The organism is uncultured Spongiibacter sp. (assembly GCF_964011655.1).
Taxonomy (GTDB): Bacteria; Pseudomonadota; Gammaproteobacteria; order Pseudomonadales; family Spongiibacteraceae; genus Spongiibacter; species Spongiibacter marinus.
In genome coordinates, this window is record NZ_CAXGPO010000037.1 from 1 (window position 1) to 20,659 (window position 20,659).

The 20,659-nt window shown below is 56.6% G+C and carries 18 protein-coding genes and 2 tRNA genes; 1 reads left to right on the plus strand and 19 read right to left on the minus strand.

The window, feature by feature from the left end:
- The 7 genes from leuS to miaB all read right to left on the minus strand — a co-directional run.
- A partial coding sequence (gene leuS, locus ABNS66_RS13545; RefSeq protein WP_348655352.1) for a leucine--tRNA ligase occupies positions 1–1,491 on the minus strand: 1,491 nt, incomplete at its 3' end.
- A gap of 103 nt (positions 1,492–1,594) precedes the next feature.
- The gene (lnt, locus tag ABNS66_RS13550) at positions 1,595–3,067 is read right to left on the minus strand and encodes an apolipoprotein N-acyltransferase (RefSeq protein WP_286839142.1); all 1,473 of its coding nucleotides are present in this window, start codon (positions 3,065–3,067) and stop codon (positions 1,595–1,597) included.
- 37 nt (positions 3,068–3,104) lie between these two features.
- Entirely contained in the window at positions 3,105–4,667 is a 1,563-nt protein-coding gene (locus ABNS66_RS13555; protein ID WP_286839140.1) for an FMN-binding glutamate synthase family protein, read from the minus strand.
- A 67-nt stretch (positions 4,668–4,734) separates the two neighbouring features.
- A complete protein-coding gene (locus ABNS66_RS13560) occupies positions 4,735–5,592 on the minus strand; it encodes a transporter associated domain-containing protein (RefSeq protein ID WP_204997236.1) in 858 nt (285 codons plus the stop codon).
- A 42-nt stretch (positions 5,593–5,634) separates the two neighbouring features.
- Positions 5,635–6,111, minus strand: a complete 477-nt coding sequence (gene ybeY / locus ABNS66_RS13565) for an rRNA maturation RNase YbeY (RefSeq protein ID WP_286694562.1) — start codon at positions 6,109–6,111, stop codon at positions 5,635–5,637.
- Between the two features lie 2 nt (positions 6,112–6,113).
- Positions 6,114–7,085, minus strand: coding sequence for a PhoH family protein (locus ABNS66_RS13570; RefSeq protein ID WP_286839138.1), 972 nt, complete (start codon positions 7,083–7,085; stop codon positions 6,114–6,116).
- A 90-nt stretch (positions 7,086–7,175) separates the two neighbouring features.
- A complete protein-coding gene (gene miaB, locus ABNS66_RS13575) occupies positions 7,176–8,513 on the minus strand; it encodes a tRNA (N6-isopentenyl adenosine(37)-C2)-methylthiotransferase MiaB (RefSeq protein WP_204997239.1) in 1,338 nt (445 codons plus the stop codon).
- 169 nt (positions 8,514–8,682) lie between these two features.
- On the opposite strand from miaB, the gene ABNS66_RS13580 reads away from it, so the two are divergent.
- Positions 8,683–9,024, plus strand: a complete 342-nt coding sequence (locus tag ABNS66_RS13580) for a DUF1820 family protein (protein WP_027874607.1) — start codon at positions 8,683–8,685, stop codon at positions 9,022–9,024.
- Between the two features lie 56 nt (positions 9,025–9,080).
- Here the strand turns inward: ABNS66_RS13580 and ABNS66_RS13585 are convergent, their stop codons facing one another.
- The 12 genes from ABNS66_RS13585 to ABNS66_RS13640 all read right to left on the minus strand — a co-directional run bounded on the left by ABNS66_RS13585 (position 9,081) and on the right by ABNS66_RS13640 (position 20,654).
- Positions 9,081–10,361, minus strand: a complete 1,281-nt coding sequence (locus ABNS66_RS13585; RefSeq protein ID WP_204997240.1) for an aminotransferase class I/II-fold pyridoxal phosphate-dependent enzyme — start codon at positions 10,359–10,361, stop codon at positions 9,081–9,083.
- Between the two features lie 109 nt (positions 10,362–10,470).
- On the minus strand, positions 10,471–11,934 hold the full coding sequence (locus ABNS66_RS13590) for a DUF1631 family protein (RefSeq protein ID WP_286839135.1): 1,464 nt from the start codon (positions 11,932–11,934) through the stop codon (positions 10,471–10,473).
- Between the two features lie 188 nt (positions 11,935–12,122).
- Complete coding sequence (gene cmoB / locus ABNS66_RS13595) at positions 12,123–13,106, minus strand: tRNA 5-methoxyuridine(34)/uridine 5-oxyacetic acid(34) synthase CmoB (RefSeq protein ID WP_286839133.1); 984 nt, start codon at positions 13,104–13,106, stop codon at positions 12,123–12,125.
- A complete protein-coding gene (gene cmoA, locus ABNS66_RS13600; protein ID WP_286839131.1) occupies positions 13,103–13,825 on the minus strand; it encodes a carboxy-S-adenosyl-L-methionine synthase CmoA in 723 nt (240 codons plus the stop codon). Before cmoA ends, cmoB begins: the two co-directional genes overlap by 4 nt.
- Positions 13,826–13,894: 69 nt before the next feature.
- On the minus strand, positions 13,895–14,476 hold the full coding sequence (locus ABNS66_RS13605; protein ID WP_204997244.1) for a hypothetical protein: 582 nt from the start codon (positions 14,474–14,476) through the stop codon (positions 13,895–13,897).
- A 104-nt stretch (positions 14,477–14,580) separates the two neighbouring features.
- A complete protein-coding gene (locus ABNS66_RS13610; RefSeq protein ID WP_286839129.1) occupies positions 14,581–16,278 on the minus strand; it encodes an Ig-like domain-containing protein in 1,698 nt (565 codons plus the stop codon).
- A 451-nt stretch (positions 16,279–16,729) separates the two neighbouring features.
- Positions 16,730–16,806: transfer RNA gene (locus ABNS66_RS13615), tRNA-Met, on the minus strand.
- Positions 16,807–16,876: 70 nt separating this feature from the next.
- Entirely contained in the window at positions 16,877–17,968 is a 1,092-nt protein-coding gene (gene ychF / locus ABNS66_RS13620) for a redox-regulated ATPase YchF (protein WP_286839127.1), read from the minus strand.
- A 4-nt stretch (positions 17,969–17,972) separates the two neighbouring features.
- On the minus strand, positions 17,973–18,560 hold the full coding sequence (gene pth / locus ABNS66_RS13625; protein ID WP_204997247.1) for an aminoacyl-tRNA hydrolase: 588 nt from the start codon (positions 18,558–18,560) through the stop codon (positions 17,973–17,975).
- A gap of 23 nt (positions 18,561–18,583) precedes the next feature.
- The gene (locus tag ABNS66_RS13630; RefSeq protein WP_204997248.1) at positions 18,584–19,231 is read right to left on the minus strand and encodes a 50S ribosomal protein L25/general stress protein Ctc; all 648 of its coding nucleotides are present in this window, start codon (positions 19,229–19,231) and stop codon (positions 18,584–18,586) included.
- A gap of 83 nt (positions 19,232–19,314) precedes the next feature.
- Positions 19,315–20,247: a ribose-phosphate pyrophosphokinase gene (locus ABNS66_RS13635; protein WP_239547908.1), complete on the minus strand. Its 933-nt coding sequence runs from the start codon at positions 20,245–20,247 to the stop codon at positions 19,315–19,317.
- Between the two features lie 332 nt (positions 20,248–20,579).
- A tRNA-Gln gene (locus ABNS66_RS13640) sits at positions 20,580–20,654 on the minus strand.
- Between the last annotated feature and the right edge of the window lie 5 nt (positions 20,655–20,659).

A 20,659-nucleotide genomic window follows, 5' to 3' on the forward strand; every position in this document is an offset into this window, starting at 1 on the left:
GGAGTTCAGACGTGTGCTCTTCCGATCTTCGGTTTCGCGCTCGACGGCCTGGCCGTTCAGCTCATCTTTGCGCCACTCCGGGTCGGCTTTGATGGGCGATTGCACACCGTCCATTTCCACATCTTCGGGCAGCAGGATGGGGAGTTTGTCCGCGGGCACGGCGATCTCGCCGCCGTCCGGCAGGTTGAACACCGGAATGGGGGCGCCCCAGTAGCGCTGTCGGGAAACGCCCCAGTCGCGCAGGCGGTAGTTCGTGGTGACGCGACCTTTGCCGAGTGCGGTGAGTTTGTCGGCGATGGCGGTAAAGGCCTCGTCGAAATTCAAGCCGTCAAACTCACCGGAGTTGATGAGCGGGCCTTTCTCAGTGGCCGCCGCTTGGCTGAGGTCGATATCGTCCGCCGCAATCACTTGCTGAATAGGCAGTTGGTATTTCTGCGCAAATTCAAAGTCGCGCTGGTCGTGCGCGGGCACCGCCATGACGGCGCCAGTGCCGTAGTCCATCAACACGTAGTTGGCGATCCACACCGGTACCGGCTCGCCGGTGATGGGGTGGAGAGCGTTGATACCAGTGGCCATGCCTTTTTTGTCCATGGTGGCCATGTCGGCTTCAGCAACTGAGCTGTGGCGGCATTCGTCGATAAAGGCCGCCAGTTCGGCGTTGTTCTCGGCCAGCGCCAAGCTAATGGGGTGCTCGGCAGCCAGGCTGACATAGCTCACGCCCATTAGGGTGTCGGGGCGGGTAGTGTAGACCTCAAAGTGGTCGTGGCCGGCGACGGCTTCGCCCAGGTCAAAGCGCATTTGTACGCCCTGAGAGCGGCCAATCCAGTTGCGCTGCATGGTGCGCACCTGCTCTGGCCAGCCGTCCAGCTGGTCGAGGTCGTTCAACAATTGCTCGGCGTATTCGGTGATTTTAATAAACCACTGAGGAATTTCTTTGCGCTCCACCGGGGTGTCACAGCGCCAGCAACCGCCATCGATAACCTGCTCATTGGCCAGTACGGTTTCGTCGTTCGGGCACCAGTTCACCGCAGAGGTTTTTTTGTAGACCATGCCTTTTTCGTAAAGGCGGGTGAAGAACCACTGCTCCCAGCGGTAGTAGTCGGATTTGCATGTGGCGAATTCGCGCTTCCAGTCGTAGCCGAAGCCCAGCTGCTGCAGTTGGCCGCGCATATAGTCGATATTTTCGACGGTCCATTTTGCCGGCGCGGTGTTGTTTTTCACCGCGGCGTTTTCTGCCGGTAGGCCGAAGGCATCCCAGCCCATTGGCTGCAGAACATTTTTACCCAACATGCGCTGGTAGCGCGAAATAACATCGCCAATGCTGTAGTTGCGAACATGGCCCATATGCAGCTTGCCGCTGGGGTAGGGGAACATGGCCAGGCAGTAGTATTTTTCGCGGCTGTCATCTTCCACGGCAGTGAAGCTACCGTGTTCCTGCCAGTACTGCTGTACGCGAGCTTCAATGTCGCGGGGGGTGTAATGTTGGTCCATTGGCGATGTCGGTCTCTGGGGTTGGCAAGCGCGGGGCTCGGCGATACAAAGCCCAGCATTTTAACAGCTTGTCGCGGCGTCGCCCATGCGAATTCGCAAGCATTTAGCTGCCTTGCTGTGGGCGGCGGCGCAGCGCGGTAAGCGCCAGTGCAAAGCACAGGGCGATAATGGGTGTGGACTGGGCGTAATTAAACGGTGTGCGGTCGCTGCGGGCGTTTACCTCGCCGGTCATCGTGGTGTGAGTGAAAGACGGAATGCGCGTGGTGATATGCCCGCGGTGGTCGACGATGGCGGTGATACCTGTGCTGGTAACGCGGATGAGTTCTCGGCCATTTTCCAGTGCCCGCATCTGCGCCATTTGCATGTGTTGGGCGGGGCCAATCGAGTCGCCAAACCAGGCGTCGTTGCTGATGGTGAATAAGACGTCTGCGTCTCTTGCGCCACGCGCCACGAGGTTGGGATACACGATCTCGTAGCAGATCGATGGCGCAAATTGCCAACCCTTGGCGGAGAGGGGGCGCTGGTCGGCGTCGCCACGACTAAAGCTGGACATGGGCAGGTCAAAAAAGCCGATCAGACCGCGCAGCAGGCTACCGAGCGGAACGTATTCGCCGAAGGGGACCAAACGCTGTTTGTGGTACAGGCCTTCGCCGCCATTGATGACCATTGCCGAGTTGTAGATGTCGTCGCCCTGTTTAGTGGGAACGCCGGTGATCAGCGCGGTGTTCGAGGCGGCAGCGCGCTCGCGAATGTAGTCAAAGAAGGTTTCGGCGTTGCGATACAGGGCGGGAATGGCAGCCTCTGGCCAAATCACCACATCCACCTGGGGCCACAGTTGCTCTGAGGTAACATCGTAGAGTTCGAGGGTGTCCCAGTAATGGCTATAGGCCCACTTCTTTTCTTGAGTGATATTGGACTGCACGGCGCCAATGCGGAGGGGGGGCTGCTGGGTGGCTTGTGTCCATTCAATCGTTTGCAGGGACGTGCCGAGGCCGAACAATGCGATGCAGCCAGCTATTGGCAGCCAGCGACTGGTTCTGTGTTTGGTGGTGAGTAGATGGCTTACCGCTGCGCCGCTGAGGGCCACCACAAAGCTTAAACCGTACACCCCAACAACGGGTGCCCAACCGGATAGCGGGGTTTCCAACTGGCTGTAGCCAAGGTAGAGCCAGGGAAACCCGGTGAGAAACCAGCCGCGAAACCACTCAAATATCACCCAGGCGGCGGCAAAGCCCAGCAGCCGGCCGCCCTTGCCGTCGCGCAGCCAGCGGCTGTACACATAGGCGAACAGCCCGGTGACGAGCCCCAAACCCAGACAAAACAGGATGGTCATAAGCGCTGAGAGCAGGGCGGAGGTATTGCCGTAGACATACATGGCGACATAGATCCACGACACCCCGGCAAGAAAGCTGGCGCTGCCAAACAGCCAGCCGCGCAAAAAACCTTCCTTTGCTGTGCAGTCATCCAGGCACCAGGCCAGTGCCGCCATCGCCACTATGGCGAGTGGCCAGTAGTGAAAAGGGGCGAGAGACAGGGTGATAAGTGCGCCGGCTAGCGGCGCAATAATCCGTTTCATGGGCGGTGGGGGCTCCGGGGTGCGATCAGTCGCTGGGTCAGGGGGTAAGTGCCTCGTCGGCGGTACTGGCGATCAGGTATTCGGGGCGCGGCGTTTTGTCCGGATAGCGCAGGCTCAGTGGCTCGGGGACGCCGCGTTCGTCTATTAGATACACGTGTTTGCGCTGCAGTGAGCGGGCTTCGCGAACGCCGCAGGAGTGGGCGATAACCCCCACTTCATGCATTAGGTTTTTGGCGTAGTTAGCCACCCGGGCAGCTTTGTCGGCGGGCACAAGGCCACGCTGTAGCTCCGAGTTGTGTGTGGTGATACCGGTTGGGCAGGTGTTCTTGTTGCACTGCAATGCCTGGATGCAACCCAGGGCAAACATAAAGCCGCGGGCGCTGACGATAAAGTCTGCGCCAACGCAAATCGCCCAGGCTGCCTCGGCGGGGTTGATCATTTTGCCCGAGGCGATCACTTTTACCCGCTCGCGCAAGCGGTACTCGTTGAGCTTGTCGACCACCAGCGGCAAGCTGCGGCGCAGCGGGAGGCCGACATAGTCGATTAAACTCTGCGGGGCCGCGCCCGTGCCGCCGTCGGCGCTGTCGACGGTGATGAAGTCGGGGGCAAATTCCAGCCCGCGGCGGTGAATGGCTTCGCCCAGCTCGTCCAACCACTCGCTGAAGCCCAGCACCATTTTGAAACCCACCGGCTTGCCGGTAACGCGGCGGATGCGCGCCAGGGTGTCGAGTAGGTCGTCGATACTGCGAATATCCGGGTGGCCATTGGGGCTGATGGAATCCTGGCCAACGGGGATGCCTCGAATGGTGGCGACCTCTTCGGTGACTTTGCCGCCGGGCAGAATGCCCCCTTTGCCGGGCTTGGCGCCTTGACTGAGTTTCAGTTCGAACATGCGTACTTGCGGGTGGCTGGCAAGATCGGCAAGGCGTTGGTCGCTGAGTTTGCCCTGGGCATCGCGCACGCCGTATTTAGCGGTGCCTATTTGGCAGACGATGTCGCAGCCCGCTTCCAGGTGATAGGGGGTGAGGCCGCCTTCGCCGGTGTTCATCCAGATTCCCGCTTCGCGCGCGCCGGCGGCCAGGGCCTGCACCGCCGGTTTGGAAATGGCGCCATAGCTCATGCCGGAAATATTGAATATGGCGGCACTGCTAAAAGGTTCGCGGCAATAGCCTTCGCCAATGGTTACGCTGTGGGTGGGGGCGGCGTCTTCACTTAACGTGGGGAACAGGCAGTTCATAAACAGCACTTCGTTGCTGTGGTTCAGTGGTCGCGTAGAACCGAAGGCGACGGTGTTGTCGATATTTTTTGCGGCGCGGTATACCCAGGAGCGTTGGGAGCGATTAAAGGGCAGCTCTTCGCGGTCCATGGCAAAGAAATACTGGCGAAAGAATTCGCCGAGGTGTTCGAAGAAATAGCGAAAGCGACCGATCAGCGGGTAGTTTCGACGAATGGCGTGCTGGGTTTGGGTGACGTCGCGGTAGTAGAGCACGGCGAGGTAGATAAGCCCGGCCCCGATTAAACCCACGATTACCAATGCGCTGTAGCTAATAATGCTGTGGGCAATGGCATTGAGTGACGCAAGTGTGCTGCTGTCTGGCATAAAACTCCCCTCTTGGGCGGCGCTGCCCGGCTATTGTAGACCGTAAGCGCGAGGGGAGTTCAAGTTTTTACGCGTCGTCCTTGGCCAGCTCGCGCATGCGCAGCAAATGAATCTGGCGGTGGTCGGCATTGACCACCTTGAATTCGAAATGCTCCAGCTGGGCCACTTCATTGCGGCTGGGCAGGTGACCAAAGGACTGCAGTAGCAAGCCACCGATGGTGTCGAATTCGTCGTCGCTTAAATTTGCATTGAAGTAGGTGTTGAACTCTTCAATGGGCGTGAGCGCTTTTACCACGAAGTCGTTATCGGCGATCTTGCGGATCGGCAGGTCGTCTTCTTCATCGTATTCGTCTTCAATGTCGCCAACGATCTGCTCGAGGATGTCCTCGATCGTAATCAGCCCTGCGGCGCCACCGTATTCGTCGATGACAACGGCCATGTGGTTGCGCTTTTCGCGGAAATCACGCAGCAGCACATTCAGGCGTTTGCTCTCTGGTACCAGGGTGGCGGGGCGCAGCACGGTGCGCAGGTCGATGTCGTCGGTGTTGCCGGTTTTCCACAGCAGGGGCAATAGATCCTTGGACAGCAATATGCCCAGGACCTCGTCCAATGTATCGCCAATAACGGGGTAGCGGGAGTGGCCGGTTTCCATGATGATCGGCAGCAGTTCGCTGAGGGGTTGCTCGATCTTCAGCACCACCATTTGCGGCCGGGGAATCATGATTTCCCGCGCCTGCATTTCGCTGATATGCATGGCACCTTCGACGATGCTGGTGGCGTCGTCGTCAATCACTTCATTCTGACGAGCAACGGCTAATACATCGAGCAGGTCTTCGCGGGTTTTGGGTTCAGAGGAAAATGCATGGGCAATTTTTTCGATCCAGGATTTGTCACCCGGATCGCTGCTAGATCGGTCTTCGCTCATGATTTTGTGTGCTGTCCTCGCTGTGGCCTAGTCGCCCGGCGCTTACTGCGCCTCGTAGGGGTTATTGATATTGAGCTGCTTTAACAGCGCAGTCTCAAGAGATTCCATTTCCTCGGCTTCATCATCGTCAATGTGGTCAAAACCGAGTAGGTGGAGTGTACCGTGAATTACCATATGCGCCCAGTGATCGCTTACCGCCTTGCCCTGCTCATGCGCTTCGCGTTCAACCACTTGCCGACAGATAACCAGGTCGCCGAGTAATGGCAGCTCAAGCTCGGGGGGCAGGTCGGCGGGAAACGACAACACATTGGTCGGCGCATCTTTGCCGCGGTAGTCGCGATTGAGGGCCTGGCTTTCCTGCTCGTCGACCAGGCGAATGGTCAGCTCCGCCTGATCGCGGCGATTGGTGAGTGCGGCGCTGGCCCAGTCGCGCAGTTGCTGCTCACTGGGCAGCCCCGGCTGCGGGTCGCAGGCCACTTGCAGGTCCACCTCCAGTTCAAGCGGGTTGCCGTCAGCCATTGCTAGCGAGCGGTCTCGTCGTCAAACGCGGCGTAAGCTTCGACAATTTTCTGCACCAGCGGGTGACGAACCACATCCTTGGCCTGAAAATAGGTGAGGCTGATCCCTTCGACATCGTCGAGAACCTTCATTACATGGGTGAGGCCGCTGGGTGTGCCGCGTGGCAAGTCGATCTGCGTGGCATCGCCAGTGATGACGGCTGTGGAGCCAAAGCCAATACGGGTAAGGAACATTTTCATTTGTTCGCGGGTGGTGTTTTGCGCCTCATCCAAAATAATGAAGGAGTCGTTCAGCGTACGGCCGCGCATATAGGCTAAGGGCGCGATCTCAATCACATTGCGCTCGATTAGCTTGGTGACGGTGTCGTTGCCGAGCATCTCGTAGAGTGCATCGTACAGCGGGCGCAAATAGGGGTCGATTTTCTGCGCTAGGTCGCCTGGCAGGAAGCCGAGCTTTTCGCCGGCCTCTACCGCAGGCCTGACCAGCAGGATGCGTTGTACCTGATGAGATATTAACGCTTCAACCGCGCAGGCAACGGCGAGATAGGTTTTACCGGTACCGGCCGGACCAATGCCGAAATTGACATCGTTGCTCTGAATCGCGCGCACATAGCCCTGCTGATTGCCGCCGCGCGGTTTGATACTGCCCTTCTTGGTGCGAATAACGACGGGCTCATTATCTGAGCGGGGCAGCTCTTCCAAATGTGACTGTTGCATACGAAGGTGAATGGCCTCGGGGTTGAGTGTCGTGCCGGAGACGCTCTCGCGATAAAGGTGTTTGAGCAGTTGCACGGTTTCGTCGACGGCACGCTCTTCGCCGCTAACCTGAAAGGTATTGGCGCGCGCAGCGATGTGCACCTGAAGGCGTTCTTCGATCAATTTGAGGTGTTCGTCTAAGCGTCCGCACAGTGCCGAAAGGTGCTGGCTGTCGCTGGGTTCGAGAGTGAGAACGCGCTGTGTCGCTTGTGCTGTCAATGGTGCTCCGCGTGTCGCATTGGCGATCAAGTAGTAATGGCTTAACAATACGCCGATTCTTCGCTGACGAGAATCGGCAAAAACCGATGCCTAGTTCAGCAATTCGGCGCGCAGTGAATTCGGCAGTGCCTCGGTGATCACTACGTCGACAAAATCGCCGATCAGGGCGTGATTGGTCGCCGAAAAGTTAACGACGCGATTGTTCTCGGTACGCCCCTGTAACTGGCCTGGATCCTTTTTGGAGACGCCGGTCACCAGAATGCGCTGCCGTGTGCCGACCATCTGCCGGCTGATCTGGTTAGCCTGCTGCAGAATACGGTGCTGCAGACGTTGTAGGCGCTCTTTCTTCACTGCCTCGGGAGTGTCGTCATCCAGTTGGGCGGCAGGTGTGCCGGGGCGGGCGCTGTAAATGAAGCTGAAGCTGTGGTCGAAGCCGATGTCGGCGATGAGCTTCATGGTGTCGTTAAAGTCGTCTTCAGTCTCGCCGGGAAAGCCGATAATAAAGTCGGACGACAGGCTGATATTCGGTCTGATCGCCCGCAGTTTGGCGATTTTGTCGCGGTATTCCTGCTGAACGTGACCGCGTTTCATGGCCGCGAGAATACGGTCGCTGCCGCTTTGCACGGGCAGGTGGAGGTGATCCACCAGCTCGGGGATGTCGCGGTAGGCCTCAATTAAGGCGTCGCTAAACTCAACCGGGTGCGAGGTGGTATAGCGTATGCGGTCAATGCCGGGCACCTGGGCGACAAAGCCGAGCAACTCTGCGAAATCGACGATCTCGCCTTCGTGGTTTTCGCCGCGGTAGGCGTTGACGTTTTGCCCCAACAAGTTCACTTCGCGCACGCCTTTGGCGGCCAGCTGGGCCACTTCGGCAATCACGTCGTCAAAGGGCCGGCTGACTTCTTCGCCCCGGGTGTAGGGAACGACGCAGAAGGTGCAGTACTTGGAGCAACCTTCCATGATAGAGACAAAGGCACTGGGGCCGTCGACGCTGGGCTCGGGAAGGCTGTCGAATTTTTCGATCTCGGGGAAGGTGACATCCACCACCACTGGGCCGTCGGGTTTGCGCTGGTCGATCATCTCCGGCACCCGGTGCAGGGTTTGCGGCCCAAAAATAACGTCAACGTAGGGCGCGCGCTGGCCAATATCTCCGCCTTCCTGACTGGCGACGCAGCCGCCAACGCCAATCAGCAGGTCGGGGTTTTTGTCTTTCAGTTTTTTCCAGCGGCCAAGTTGGTGGAATACTTTTTCCTGTGCTTTCTCGCGAATGGAGCAGGTATTCAGCAACAAGACGTCGGCTTCTTCGGGATTGTCGGTAGGCTCCAGGTTGTGACTGACGCCCAGAAGATCCTGAATACGCGCGGAGTCGTACTCGTTCATCTGACAGCCGTGGGTTTTGATATACAGTTTTTTGGTTTTCTCAGTCATGGTGTGGCGACAAGCCGATAGAAAATGGGCCGACATTATAGCGGTGTCAACGGCTAAAGCCCAATGAGTTCGGTGCTTTGAGATGACATGTGGTATGATCCGCCGCCGCGCGAGCGGTCGCTTTTGCGCTTGCGAGATCGTTACTGTTTGCTAGAGAACTGTGTGCTTTATGGCTAAGTCCCCAATCTATAAGGTGATTTTTCACAACAACAACCAGGTGTATGAGCTGTATGCCCGCGCGATATACCAGAGCGAGCTGTACGGTTTTATTGAGGTTGAAGAGTTTGTTTTCGGTGATCCAGGGCAAATTGTCGTCAATCCGGGTGAAGAAAAGCTGAAAAATGAGTTCAGTGGTGTGACTCGTAGTTACCTGCCGATGCACTCGATTATTCGTGTGGATGAAGTGGAAAAAGAGGGGCCGGGCAAGATTCTGGATGCCGAGGGTGGCAGCAATGTGCGGCATTTCCCCATGGGCGGTCAGCCGATACCAAAGGGGCCCTCGGGCGAGTAGGGCGCACAATTGAAAAAGGGGCCAATCGGCCCTTTTTTATTGTGCCGATAACGGCCCTAGTTGGCGAGGCGCTGTCTGACCGAGGCCAGTTTTACGCAGTTGACGAACACCTGCATCGCGCGGTCAATTTCCTCCAGCGAGGGCACGCTGGGTGCAATGCGGATATTGCGATCTTCTGGGTCCTGGCCGTAGGGGAAGGTTGCGCCAGCCGGGGTGAGTTTTACACCGGCGTCGGCTGCCATCGCCACAACCTGTTTTGCCAGGCCAGGCAGGGTATCCACAGAAATAAAATAGCCACCTTGGGGCGCTGTCCAGCTGAGCAGGCCGCTGTCGCCAATGCCTTCGTTCAGGTGCTTGAGTACGCTGTCGAAGCGCGGTTTTAACACGGCGGCGTGCTGGCGCATGTGGTCAGCCAGGCCGTCGCTGTCTTTAAGCAGGCGGGCATGGCGCAACTGGTTGACTTTATCCGGGCCAATTTGGGTCATGCCCAAGTGGGCTTTAAAGGCTTTGAGGTTGGCGGCAGACATACCGACAAAGGCGACACCTGCGCCAGCGTAGGTGATCTTAGAGGTCGAGCCAAACAAGTACACGCTGTCTTCAGTACCCGCCTTGCGGGCCGCAGCCATCAGACTGGCCAGTTTGGGCGCATTGTCGCTCAAACTGTGTACCGCGTAGGCGTTGTCCCAGAAAACGCGGAAATTGTCGCCGGCGAGTGTTGCCAGCTTGGCAATGCGCGCTACCACGTCATCGCTGTAAACAATGCCGGTGGGATTGCTGAAGCGGGGAACGCACCAGATGCCTTTGATGCTGGAATCGGCCTTCACCAAGCTCTCTACTTGGTCCATGTCTGGGCCGTTGTCGTTCATCGCCACCGGGATCATGTCGATGCCCAGGTGTTCGCATACGGAGAAATGACGGTCGTAACCGGGAACCGGGCAAAGAAATTTGACGGTATCGCCGCCTGCTTTCCAGCCTTTGCCGAGGTCGCCAAAGCCCATTTGTGATGCAAACAGTACCGCGAAATACATCAGTGTAAGGCTGCTGTTGCCGCCGATGAGAATCTCGTCTTCGTTGACGTCTAATACCGGCGCGAAGAGGCGCTTACACTCTGCTATGCCATCCAGGCCGCCGTAATTGCGCAGGTCGATGCCGCCGTCGTTGCTCAGGTCATTGCCGAGCACGCCGAGAATAGCGTCGGACAGGCTAAGTTGGTCGCTGCTGGGTTTTCCCCGTGTCAGGTCGAGGCTAAGCCCTGCGGCTTTATGCTGTTCGTACTCTGCGCTGAGAGCGCTTTCCCATTCGCGTAATTGTTCCGTAGATGCTTGGTCGAGTTGCAAGATCGTCACCTTAAAATGCACTAAGCGTTGGCTGGATAGTCGCGCGACACACTGGGTGTATCGAGGCCGCTTAGTATAACTGCTTTAACTAGCCGCAGTAAGGCACAGATCAAGGTCGATCGCTTTGGCCGCTGATTCCCGACATGCCGGAGGCAATGAGTCTGAGTTGGTGGAGCTCGTCAACCAGGGAGCGGGCGCTGTCGTCGTCGAGGTTGATGCGTTTGAGCCCGTCGAGTAGGCGCTGCTCTATATCACCGCCCATGTCTTTGGCTTTACGCAACAGTGCCCAGTCGCGGTGGGGCTTGATGTACCACAAGATGTCATCGACCAGGCCGAGGTTGCGGCGCAGGGCGTCGCTGTTACTGCCGTGGCGGAGCCAGTGGTAAAGCAAAATACTGGTCATCGGGCCGTACAGCAAATTGTCGACACTGGCGGGGAGCGTGGTGCCGTGGGTTTTCTGGTCAATGAGGGCGTGCACCTTGCGGCGCAGCCGAGTAATTCTGCGTTTACCCGCTTCGGCGTGCAGCTTTCGTCGGTCGTTGAGTTTCGCGCTTTGCACTAACTGCTGGCAGCATTGATCCACGGATTCCTGCAGCGCGTTGAAGTCTGCGCTAGACGGCGTTTGCCCGCTGAGTTGTTTGACGATATCGCGGGTGGCGCGTTCGAAATTCTGTTGCAAACTCGGGTCAGCGTGCTGCCATCGTTCGCTGCTTGCGACCAACTGGTGACTGATTTGGCGCGCAGGATGTAGTGGGTTGAGAAATAACTGACGGTCGCGCAGTGCAACACTGCTAACAATGGTTTGCAGGGTGTTCAGCGAAGCCAGGATGCTCGCGGATAGCTGCCGACGATTCACATGGCTGCGCCCGAATATCGCGGCGGCTTCGCGAATAAGCTGTTGGTCGCTGAGGGTGCTGCTGTCACCCTGTGGGCGGCTGCGGCCCCGCAGGCGCTGTAAGCGCAGCTCGTTGAGTGCGCGTTGTTGGGCGCTGAGATTTTGCTGTTTTAGCTGCTGCTCGATATGGGCGATCCAGCCTTCTATGCCTTTGCTTGTTTCTGCGTTGCCGCCATTTAGTTCTGCCAGCAGCTGCTGGTAGAGCAAGGGGGCTTCGCGCAAAATCAGAACATTAAACAGCGACAGGCATTGGCTGAGGTGGGCGGGATCAATCCGCAGTGGCTTGGCCAGGTGTTGGAAGCCGGCCAGCAATGCCATGGGGGAGATGGCGCGGCACAGCCTTGCGCAGGCGTTCTCCAGTTCGTCGTTACCCAGCTGTTGGCTGCGGGCGAGCAGTTGGTCCAGCTTGCTATGCCCGCCCATGCTGTAAGGGCGGGCGGCCCGAATATTGTGCTGCAGGTGTCGCGAGAACAGTCGGTAGGCTTCGTCTTGACCGCTGCGGATATGCCGTTGCTGCGTCAGTAGGGCCTGCTGCTCGTCAGGGTGCTTGCTCGTTAATGCGCGGCGGTGAAAATTGTCTTGGAGGCGCTCCAAATAGCGGTACAGATGGTCGTCAAACCACCGGCTGGTCAGCGAGCTCATTGTCGCTATCACTGTATCCGCTTGTTTTGCGTCCATGGGATGGGGCGCGTCCTTTATTGTCAGCGAGCACCGGTATGAGTGCGGCTTTCACATTACTGCAATGTACCATAGATTGAAAAATGGCCACTTGTCACCACAGCTATTTTTTCTCAAAGCATGAACAATGTCTAATAACACTGTGTCGCAGTGCGAGGTTTTCGTGTAGACACGCGGCTGGCTGGGGCTTACGGTTTTTCGGCAAGAAGGACGGCCCGCTTGGGCGCAGGGTGGCCCTCGGCGGTTAGCTGAGGGTTGTCGGGGTCCAAAAATTCCGCCAGGGAGTGAAAGCGCATCCACTCTGTGCGTCGCTGCTCGTCCGTGGTGGTCTGCGCAACATCGACTACCCGGATATTTTTGAACCCGGCTTTACTGAGCCAGCTTTCTAGCGTGGCCGTGCTGGGCAGGAACCAGACGTTGCCCATCTTGCTGTAGCGGCCTTCGGGAACCAGGCATTCGCCGAGCTGGCCGTCGATGATTAGGGTTTCCAGCACGAGCTCTCCACCGCTGACCAGTGCTTCTCGCAATTGTATTAGGTGGTCGAAGGGGGAACGACGATGATACAAAATCCCCATTGAGAATACGGTGTCGAAGGCCGCCAGTTTTTCCGGCAAGGCCTCAATGCCCATCGGCAGCACCGCGACTGATGGGTCTTGCAAATAGTGTTGCAGGGCAAAGTATTGCACGACAAACAGGGGCGTGGGGTCGATGCCGACGACCAGCTCTGCACCGGCGCCGCGCATTCGCCAGCAGTGGTAGCCGCTGCCGCAGCCCACGTCTAAAACGGTTCGTCCGGCGAGGGGGGCAATATGGTCTTTGAGGCGCTCCCACTTCCAGTCGCTGCGCCACTCTGTATCGATATGCACGCCAAAAAGTTCAAAGGGCCCTTTTCGCCAGGGGTGCAAGCCCATCAGGGCCTCGCGCAACTGCTCGCTTTGTTGCGGGGTGATGTCGCCGCGCGCGCCCACGCGTGAGGTGTTCATATCGATGGTGCGCGAGGTGAGCTCGGGGAGTGCGCTCAGTGCTTGCTGCCAGCGGGGTAGGTCGCCGTAGCGTTTCGGGTTGAGGCCCGCGTCAATCTGGTCTGGCAGTTGGTTTGCCCAGGCGGCGAGGTTTTCGTTGCCCGCAAGCTTACTGAGGAAGGCCTGGTAGTTCATCCGCGGGTGGCTCATTTTACGGCAACCATCGAGGCAAAATTAAAACACTGGAACCAGACGTCCACACTGGTGAAGCCACAGTTTTTTAGGCGGCTTTGGTGTTGGCTCAGCGTCTCGGGAATAAGAACGTTCTCCAGTGCGCTGCGCTTTTGTGCGACTTCCATTTCGCTATAGCCGTTGGCGCGCTTGAAAGCGTGGTGAAGGTCGGTGTTTAGCTCCTGCAGGTGGGGGTCGGCAAAACGGATCTTCTCTGACAGGATCAATACGCCGCCGGGGCGCATGGCGTCGCTGATGCGCTGACACAAGGCATTGCGCTCAGCCTCAGGGACAAACTGCAGCGTAAAATTGAGTACGACAACCGACGCATTGCGTATCTCTGTTTCCTGAATGGATTCGCAGCGCAGGTGGATGTCGGTATTGGACTGCTGACAGTATTCACGGCAGCGCTCGATCATTGCAGCAGAGTTATCAACACCGATCAGCTGGACATTGCGCCCCTGAGTTTCCCGCGCCATGGCGAGCGAGCTGGCGCCGAGTGAACAGCCGAGGTCGTAGCAGTTGCTCTCTGGTTGAGCATAGCGACCGGCCATTACGCCGGTCATGGCAATTATCGTCGCGTAGCCCGGGACCGATCGTTGAATCATATCCGGGAAGACCTCGACAACTTGCTCGTCGAAGGCGAAGCGCTGCAAGGCTTTGTGAGGCCTTGCGTAAATGGTGTCTGATTTGCTCATGGGCGGGCGCTGAATAAAGATGGCGATTTTAGCACAGTGCCGGTGAATTGCTCAGCGCTGCCACGCCTGTTAGTAGCTCCAGCGTGCGCCAAATTCGTAGGAGCTTAGATCAAGCTTGTCGTAGTCCCTCACGCGAAAGGAGAAGCCGATATCCGGACGAGGGTGGTACAGCGTTTCGAAGATAAAGGTGGTGTCGTCATCAACCACAACATTGTGTTCCCCGGCTTCCAACGTAAGGCGCCAGCGCGCATTGATATCGTGGCGTACACCCACTTTATATTCCCAGCCGCGTTGATTGGGTCGGCGGCTCTGAGAGTCCATCTCGTGGCGGTCGGCACCGATCAGCACTGAGGTGCTGTTGTTAAGATAGTAGTGAGCGCCAATGCCGTAGGTCCACCAGCCATCTTGAATAACGCCCCGCGGCATATAGGTATCACCATCGTTGTAGCGGGCGTGTACGTGGAAATAGTCAAACGCCTCGGCGCTGGCGAGGAAGGTGAAGTTCTCCTCTTCTTCGTAAGGCCCCCAATCGGTGCTTTGGTAAGCGAAGGCGGCTTCAAGGTAGGAGTAATGGCGGGGCTCAGCCTGAGCAGCCGACGAAAGTAATACAATTGAGCACAGCAGGGTGTACAGGATATGCGGTCGTAGCATGGGGTGTTCCCAGAAGGTCCAATGGATATTGGCTGGGAAGTGTACCAGCTTGCCGAGGCATTGTTAGCCCCGGCAAGTGGTTTTAGTTGTCTTCTGGAAACCGCTTATGGTGAGGATGATGCGGCTTTTTTGTCGATTAGGTCGGCATATTCGCGAGATATATTCCCTTTGGGAGTGGTGACTAATATGGTAAGTGTACCGAGCTTATCCTCATCGGGCTCGCTACCTTTGATCCTAAAAGTAAACTCTGCCGGGCCGGATTTAGTAGTTGAAAGCATGGTGTAGGAGGAAGGTTCTAAAATTGTGCCCACATCGCTTGATGCGGAGATGATTGTTCCCGCTGCGGGGGGTTGCCCATTGTTGCCAACAACCGAAACGACGACGTCTTGACTTGAGCCTGTGAGGGTGTAGCTGGAGGAGTTTGTATTGACATTTAGGTTTGATTCAGAAAATAAAATAACAATATCTGCGCTTAACATTACTCGGGCTGGTGATGCGGAGCAAAGCGAGGGACCATTGCAAAGTAGTCCGTCAAATTTTCCGTTAGCGGTGGTGTAGCTGCCAGAGTTGTCGAAGTCTACATAGTATTCATTGCCTTCATCAAACGTGCTGTTTTCATTGGTATCGAGGAAGGGCTCCGAGCGATCATCTAGTGAGGGTAGCTCTGCGTCATCGAACCGCCCATTCGATGGGCTGGTATCCTTGAAACTTTCCTCTCCAATGGCGGTTGCTAATACGGTAACTCTGCCGTCGATAGGTCTGGGGCTTTGTGAGGACAATTTTACGGTACATAAGCCTCCAGTTGTCGAGCAGCTGGGCTCTATCGAACCTCCCTCTGTAGTAAAGTTGATCGCAGTGCCGTCTGGAGCGGGGTTGTTGAATCGGTCAGCCGCGCGAATGGTGATTTCTGTTTCTGTGCCGTCATATTCGGCACCCTCTATATTGAGTTCGGAAGCGCTAATTGAAAAGCTGTTTTGGTCTGGTAAGCCTGTAGTAATTGAAAGTGCAGACGATTGAGCACGGATAAGCTTTGTTCCGTCATCAGCAATGGCGGTAACTCGAACGGGTGTCGCCACAGTGCCCGATGTCACGGTCACGGTCACTACGCCTTCGCTATTCGTAGTGTTTGTATCGCTATCCAGGCTGATACCACCTACTGAGGTGTTGAGCTCAAAGGATACCTGCTGATTGGCGACTGGGCCTCCGCTCGCATTCGTTAGCTTGAATGATACTCGAGATTGGCTTTCCAAAATGCCAGAGTCTTTTATGCCAATTTGCTGTGGTTCTGCGGAAACGAAGCCTAAGGCTCCGAGTGGCGCGGGTTGAGTGGTGAGTTTTACCGAGGCGCGGTAAGAAACTCCGTCAATGCTTGTGTTTGCCGTTACGATATCGTCGCCGTCGCAGCCTCTAGCTGTGTAGGTGCTAGCCACTACTCCGCTGCTATTTTCGACAATACTATTGTTGAGCTCAGATTGCCCATTGCCTATGCAAATAGAATTGAATATTACTGTTGCAGCATCCGTAACGAGATTATTGTTTTGGTCAACAATGTACACTTTCAGGTCGGTACTCTGGCCGGCCTCTAGAGCTTGGCGCTCAGTGGAAATTTCCCCAGCGCTGAAGCTTCCACCTGATAATGCACCGAAACGGTACTCAGTGGTGCCAGTGGTTTGGCCCGAACCGCCTGTTCCTGATGAGCCGCCACCGGGGCTCAGGCTGGGGCCGCCATCACTGCCGCCTCCGCAAGCTGCTAAGATCGCCGCCGTCGATGCCAGCAGGCTGGCGCGGAACAAGAACTTCATAACCTCTTCCTCTGTTCTTTATTATCAAGTGCTGTTTATAGGTGAAGTATCACTGCTGCACTGCTTAGGTAACTGTATGTCGTTGATTAGCTTATCGCAGTAAGTCCACAACAATAAAAGCATATTAGCTTATTTCCTAGCACGTATGGGAAAGTTGTGAACAGCATAGAGTTTTTGCCATCCCGACCCTATATGGGCTTATACGGTATCAGTGGTGAGCGCGAAATAGAGGGGCTACCCGTATCGGAAGTTGGCGGCTCAGCTTTTAACAAGGTAACAAGCTGGATACACGAAAATAGGCTAAGGCCTGTTTTGCCCCTTCGGGCGGCGTTGCCGTCTGAAATGCAGCGCATTTCATCGAACCGCGGCGGCGTTTCTCACCCGCCCGGCAGCTTGGGCGCATTTATTGAAGACGAAAAAAAACCACCGCTTGGGTGGTTTTTTAGAATAATGGTAGCAAGGGGCGGATTCGAACCGCCGACCCCAACATTATGAGTGTTGTGCTCTAACCAACTGAGCTACCTTGCCACTGTTCTCTGTCGAGAAGGCGCGCATTTTCCTGACTTATGCGGGCCTTGTCAAGCGCGAGTGAGGGGGCTTAGACGTTAAACCGGAAATGCACGACGTCGCCGTCCTTCACGATGTAGTCTTTGCCTTCTAGGCGCCACTTGCCAGCGTCTTTGCTGCCCTGTTCGCCTTTGTAGTTGGTGTAGTCGTCGTAGGCGATGACTTCGGCTCGAATAAAGCCTTTTTCGAAGTCGGTGTGAATCTTACCGGCTGCCTGTGGGGCCGTGGCGCCTACCGGGATGGTCCAGGCGCGGACTTCTTTTACGCCAGCGGTAAAGTAGGTTTGCAGGCCTAGCAGCTCATAGCCAGCGCGAATCACGCGGTCGAGGCCAGCTTCGTCCATGCCGAGCTCTTCGAGGAATTCGCCTTTCTCATCGTCGTCCAGTTCGGCAATTTCTGATTCCAGTTTATTGCAGATGGGAACGACGATAGCGCCTTCCTCTTCAGCAATACGCCGCACGGTGTCGAGGTGGGGGTTGTTTTCAAAGCCGTCCTCGTTGACGTTGGCGATATACATTGTTGGTTTGGTGGTAAGCAGGTGCAGGCTGCCCATGCGGGCGCGCTCGGTGTCGTCCAGCTCAAGTGAGCGAAGCGGTTTGCCTTCGTCCAGGTGGCTCTGGAGTTTTTCCAGTAGGTTCTTGGCGGCAATCGCGTCTTTATCGCCACTTTTGGCAGGGCGAACGACTTTCTGTAGTTGCTTCTCAACGGCATCCAGGTCGGCCAGTGCGAGCTCGGTGTTAATCACGTCGATGTCTGCAGCGGGGTCGACCTTGTTGGCCACGTGGATAACATTGTCGTTGTCGAAGCAGCGAACCACGTGGGCAATGGCATCGGTCTCGCGGATATTGGCGAGGAATTTATTGCCGAGGCCCTCACCCTTTGAGGCGCCGGCAACCAGCCCGGCGATATCGACAAATTCCATCGTCGCGGGAAGCACGCGCTCTGGCGAGACAATCTCTGCCAAAACGTTTAGGCGTGGATCGGGAACGCCGACAATGCCGGAATTGGGCTCAATGGTGCAGAACGGAAAGTTCTCTGCGTCGATGCCAGCTTTGGTCAGGGCGTTGAACAGTGTTGATTTGCCCACATTAGGCAAGCCGACGATACCGCAATTGAAACCCATGATGTTATCCCTGTTTGTAGCTGTGGAGTTGATTCATCGCTTTTGCCCAGTCGCCTTGAATGGCGGGGGCTAAACTGCGTAATGCCTCATCTATGCAGTGATCGATGGCGATTCGCTCATCGGATGAGGGTTTGCCCAGCACGTAGCCGGTCACTTTGTCGGCGCTGCCGGGGTGGCCAATGCCGATACGCAGGCGGTGGAAATTCTTGTTGTTGCCGAGTTTGCTAATCGTGTCACGCAGGCCGTTGTGGCCGCCGTGACCGCCGCCCGATTTAAAGCGCGCACTGCCAGGAGGCAGGTCGAGTTCATCGTGAGCGATGAGGATTTCTTCGGGGGTGATTTTGAAGAACCCGGCCATAGTGGCGATAGCCTGACCGCTGCGGTTCATAAAGGTGCTGGGGATGAGCAGGCGAATGTCCTGTCCATCGATAAAACAACGGCCGGTGTCGCCGAAAAAGCGAGCTTCGGCCGCGAGTGAGCAGCCCTGTTGTCGGGCCAGTTCAGTAACGAACCAGGCGCCCGCATTGTGACGAGTTGGCTGATATTGCTGGCCGGGGTTGGCCAGCCCAACAATCAGTTTGATCCGGGTCACGTGGGCGCCTGCTCAGAGCGAGATTAAGACTCTTCGCTGCTTTCGTCTTCAGCGCCTTCTGCAGCGTCTTCATCGTCAGAAGCGCCACCACGAGGAGCCTGCACAACGGCAACAGCTGAGTCGTGATCTTCACCCAGTGCCAGAGCGGTGCTTTCAACACCTGCAGGCAGGGTCAGGTCAGAAATGTGAACGGTCTCGCCCACTTCTTTGTCTTTCATGTCGACTTCGATGAATTCAGGCAGGTCTTTAGGCAGACACTGAACTTCAATTTCAGTCATTGCATGAGTGATCGAGCCACCCTGCATTTTCACGCCGTGGCAGGCTTCTTCGTTGATGAAGTGCAGTGGTACTTGCAGCGTGATTTTGGTGTCCGCGCTTACGCGCAGAAAATCGGCGTGCAGAATCTGCGCCTTGGCAGGGTGACGGTGCAGGTCTTTAATAACCACAGACTCTTTGTTGCCGTCGATGTCCATGGTCAGAACCGAGCTGAAAAATGCCTCGTCTTCCAGGAACCAGAGCAGGTCTTTGTGGGCGATGCTGATCATTTGCGGGGCTTTGTCGCCACCGTAGATGATTGCGGGAACTTCGGCGGCCAAACGACGTAGGCGGCGGCTCGCACCTTTCCCTACATCAGTACGCGCCTTGGCGTTTACAGTAAATTCGCTGGACATAAATGTCTCCTCATAAAAAGCGAAAACCGCCGAACTTGCGACCAGTTCGGCGGTGAAAGTCAGAAAGCGTTATGTTGCGCGGTTTAGCGGAACAGGGCGCTGATTGACTCCTCGTTGCTGACCCGTCGGATTGACTCGGCCAGTAAGTTTGCCAGGGTTAGCTGGCGAATTTTTGGGCAGTTGGCAGCGGCATCTGACAATGGAATTGTGTCAGTAACCACAAGCTCATCTAGCTCAGAGCCGCTGATGTTGTCAACGGCGGGCCCGGATAATACAGGATGTGTGCAGTATGCGACAACTTTTGCTGCGCCTTGGGCCTTCAGGGCCGCCGCGGCTTTGCACAGTGTGCCAGCGGTATCGACCATGTCGTCGACCAGCAGGCAGGTTTTGCCTTCCACCTCACCGATCAGGTGCATTACCTGGGCGACACCGGCTTTGGGGCGGCGCTTGTCAATGATGGCAAGGTCGGCGTCGTTCAGTTGCTTGGCAACCGCGCGTGCGCGCACTACACCGCCGATATCCGGGGACACGACGATTTGATCGGGGTAGTTTTGGCGATTGATATCGTCAAGCAGGATCGGCGAGCCATAGACGTTGTCGACGGGAACGTCGAAGAAGCCCTGAATCTGTTCGGCGTGAAGGTCGACGGTCAGTACGCGATTAATGCCAACGCCGCTGAGGATGTCCGCAACGACTTTCGCTGAAATGGGTACGCGCTGTGAGCGCACGCGGCGATCCTGACGGGCATACCCGAAATAGGGTACTACCGCTGTGATGCGCCCGGCTGAGGCGCGACGCATGGCATCTGCCATCACAACCAACTCCATTAGGTTGTCGTTGGTCGGCGCACAAGTCGGCTGCAGGAGGAATACATCTGCACCGCGAACATTTTCATTAATTTCGACAAAGACTTCGCCGTCGCTGAATTTGCTTACCGTCGCATCGCCCAGGGGCAGTCGGAGGTGTTCGGCAACTTTGCGAGCCAAGTCTGGGTTGGCGTTGCCAGTGAAGACCATCATGTTGTGCACGGTCAATGTCCTGTGAGGCTGAAGGTTGATTCGCGGTGTGACGGTTCGAGCTAAAAGTGCAGCGCTTCATGTTACTCACAACTGAAACAGTGCGCCGAAACCGTAAACCATAAACAAGATTCCCGCCATTAAGGCGGGAATCTATAAAATGGCTGGGGTGGTAGGATTGGCTGCGGCCTTATCGGCCTTAGGCTTTCAGCCATCGCGTTGCGATGCCTAAGTGCAAGCACTTATCGAACCTTGGTTCGAACCTACCGGATCAGGCGATGTACGGCCTGTTCCCCTTCAGAGGGCCGACTACTTTCGGCGCTCTAGTAATATGGCTGGGGTGGTAGGATTCGAACCTACGAATGCTGAGATCAAAACCCAGTGCCTTGCCGCTTGGCGACACCCCAGTAAA

What these genes read in the sequence shown, in the direction of transcription:
- ABNS66_RS13555 (WP_286839140.1), bottom strand. Translation starts at nt 4,667, where the DNA reads ATGCCAGACAGCAGCACACTTGCGTCACTCAATGCCATTGCCCACAGC.
- ABNS66_RS13590 (WP_286839135.1), bottom strand. Translation starts at nt 11,934, where the DNA reads ATGGACGCAAAACAAGCGGATACAGTGATAGCGACAATGAGCTCGCTG.
- ABNS66_RS13605 (WP_204997244.1), bottom strand. Translation starts at nt 14,476, where the DNA reads ATGCTACGACCGCATATCCTGTACACCCTGCTGTGCTCAATTGTATTA.
- cmoB (WP_286839133.1), bottom strand. Translation starts at nt 13,106, where the DNA reads ATGAGCCACCCGCGGATGAACTACCAGGCCTTCCTCAGTAAGCTTGCG.
- ybeY (WP_286694562.1), bottom strand. Translation starts at nt 6,111, where the DNA reads ATGGCTGACGGCAACCCGCTTGAACTGGAGGTGGACCTGCAAGTGGCC.
- ABNS66_RS13610 (WP_286839129.1), bottom strand. Translation starts at nt 16,278, where the DNA reads ATGAAGTTCTTGTTCCGCGCCAGCCTGCTGGCATCGACGGCGGCGATC.
- ychF (WP_286839127.1), bottom strand. Translation starts at nt 17,968, where the DNA reads ATGGGTTTCAATTGCGGTATCGTCGGCTTGCCTAATGTGGGCAAATCA.
- ABNS66_RS13580 (WP_027874607.1), top strand. Translation starts at nt 8,683, where the DNA reads ATGGCTAAGTCCCCAATCTATAAGGTGATTTTTCACAACAACAACCAG.
- ABNS66_RS13630 (WP_204997248.1), bottom strand. Translation starts at nt 19,231, where the DNA reads ATGTCCAGCGAATTTACTGTAAACGCCAAGGCGCGTACTGATGTAGGG.
- ABNS66_RS13560 (WP_204997236.1), bottom strand. Translation starts at nt 5,592, where the DNA reads ATGAGCGAAGACCGATCTAGCAGCGATCCGGGTGACAAATCCTGGATC.
- cmoA (WP_286839131.1), bottom strand. Translation starts at nt 13,825, where the DNA reads ATGAGCAAATCAGACACCATTTACGCAAGGCCTCACAAAGCCTTGCAG.
- lnt (WP_286839142.1), bottom strand. Translation starts at nt 3,067, where the DNA reads ATGAAACGGATTATTGCGCCGCTAGCCGGCGCACTTATCACCCTGTCT.
- miaB (WP_204997239.1), bottom strand. Translation starts at nt 8,513, where the DNA reads ATGACTGAGAAAACCAAAAAACTGTATATCAAAACCCACGGCTGTCAG.
- ABNS66_RS13635 (WP_239547908.1), bottom strand. Translation starts at nt 20,247, where the DNA reads ATGGTCTTCACTGGCAACGCCAACCCAGACTTGGCTCGCAAAGTTGCC.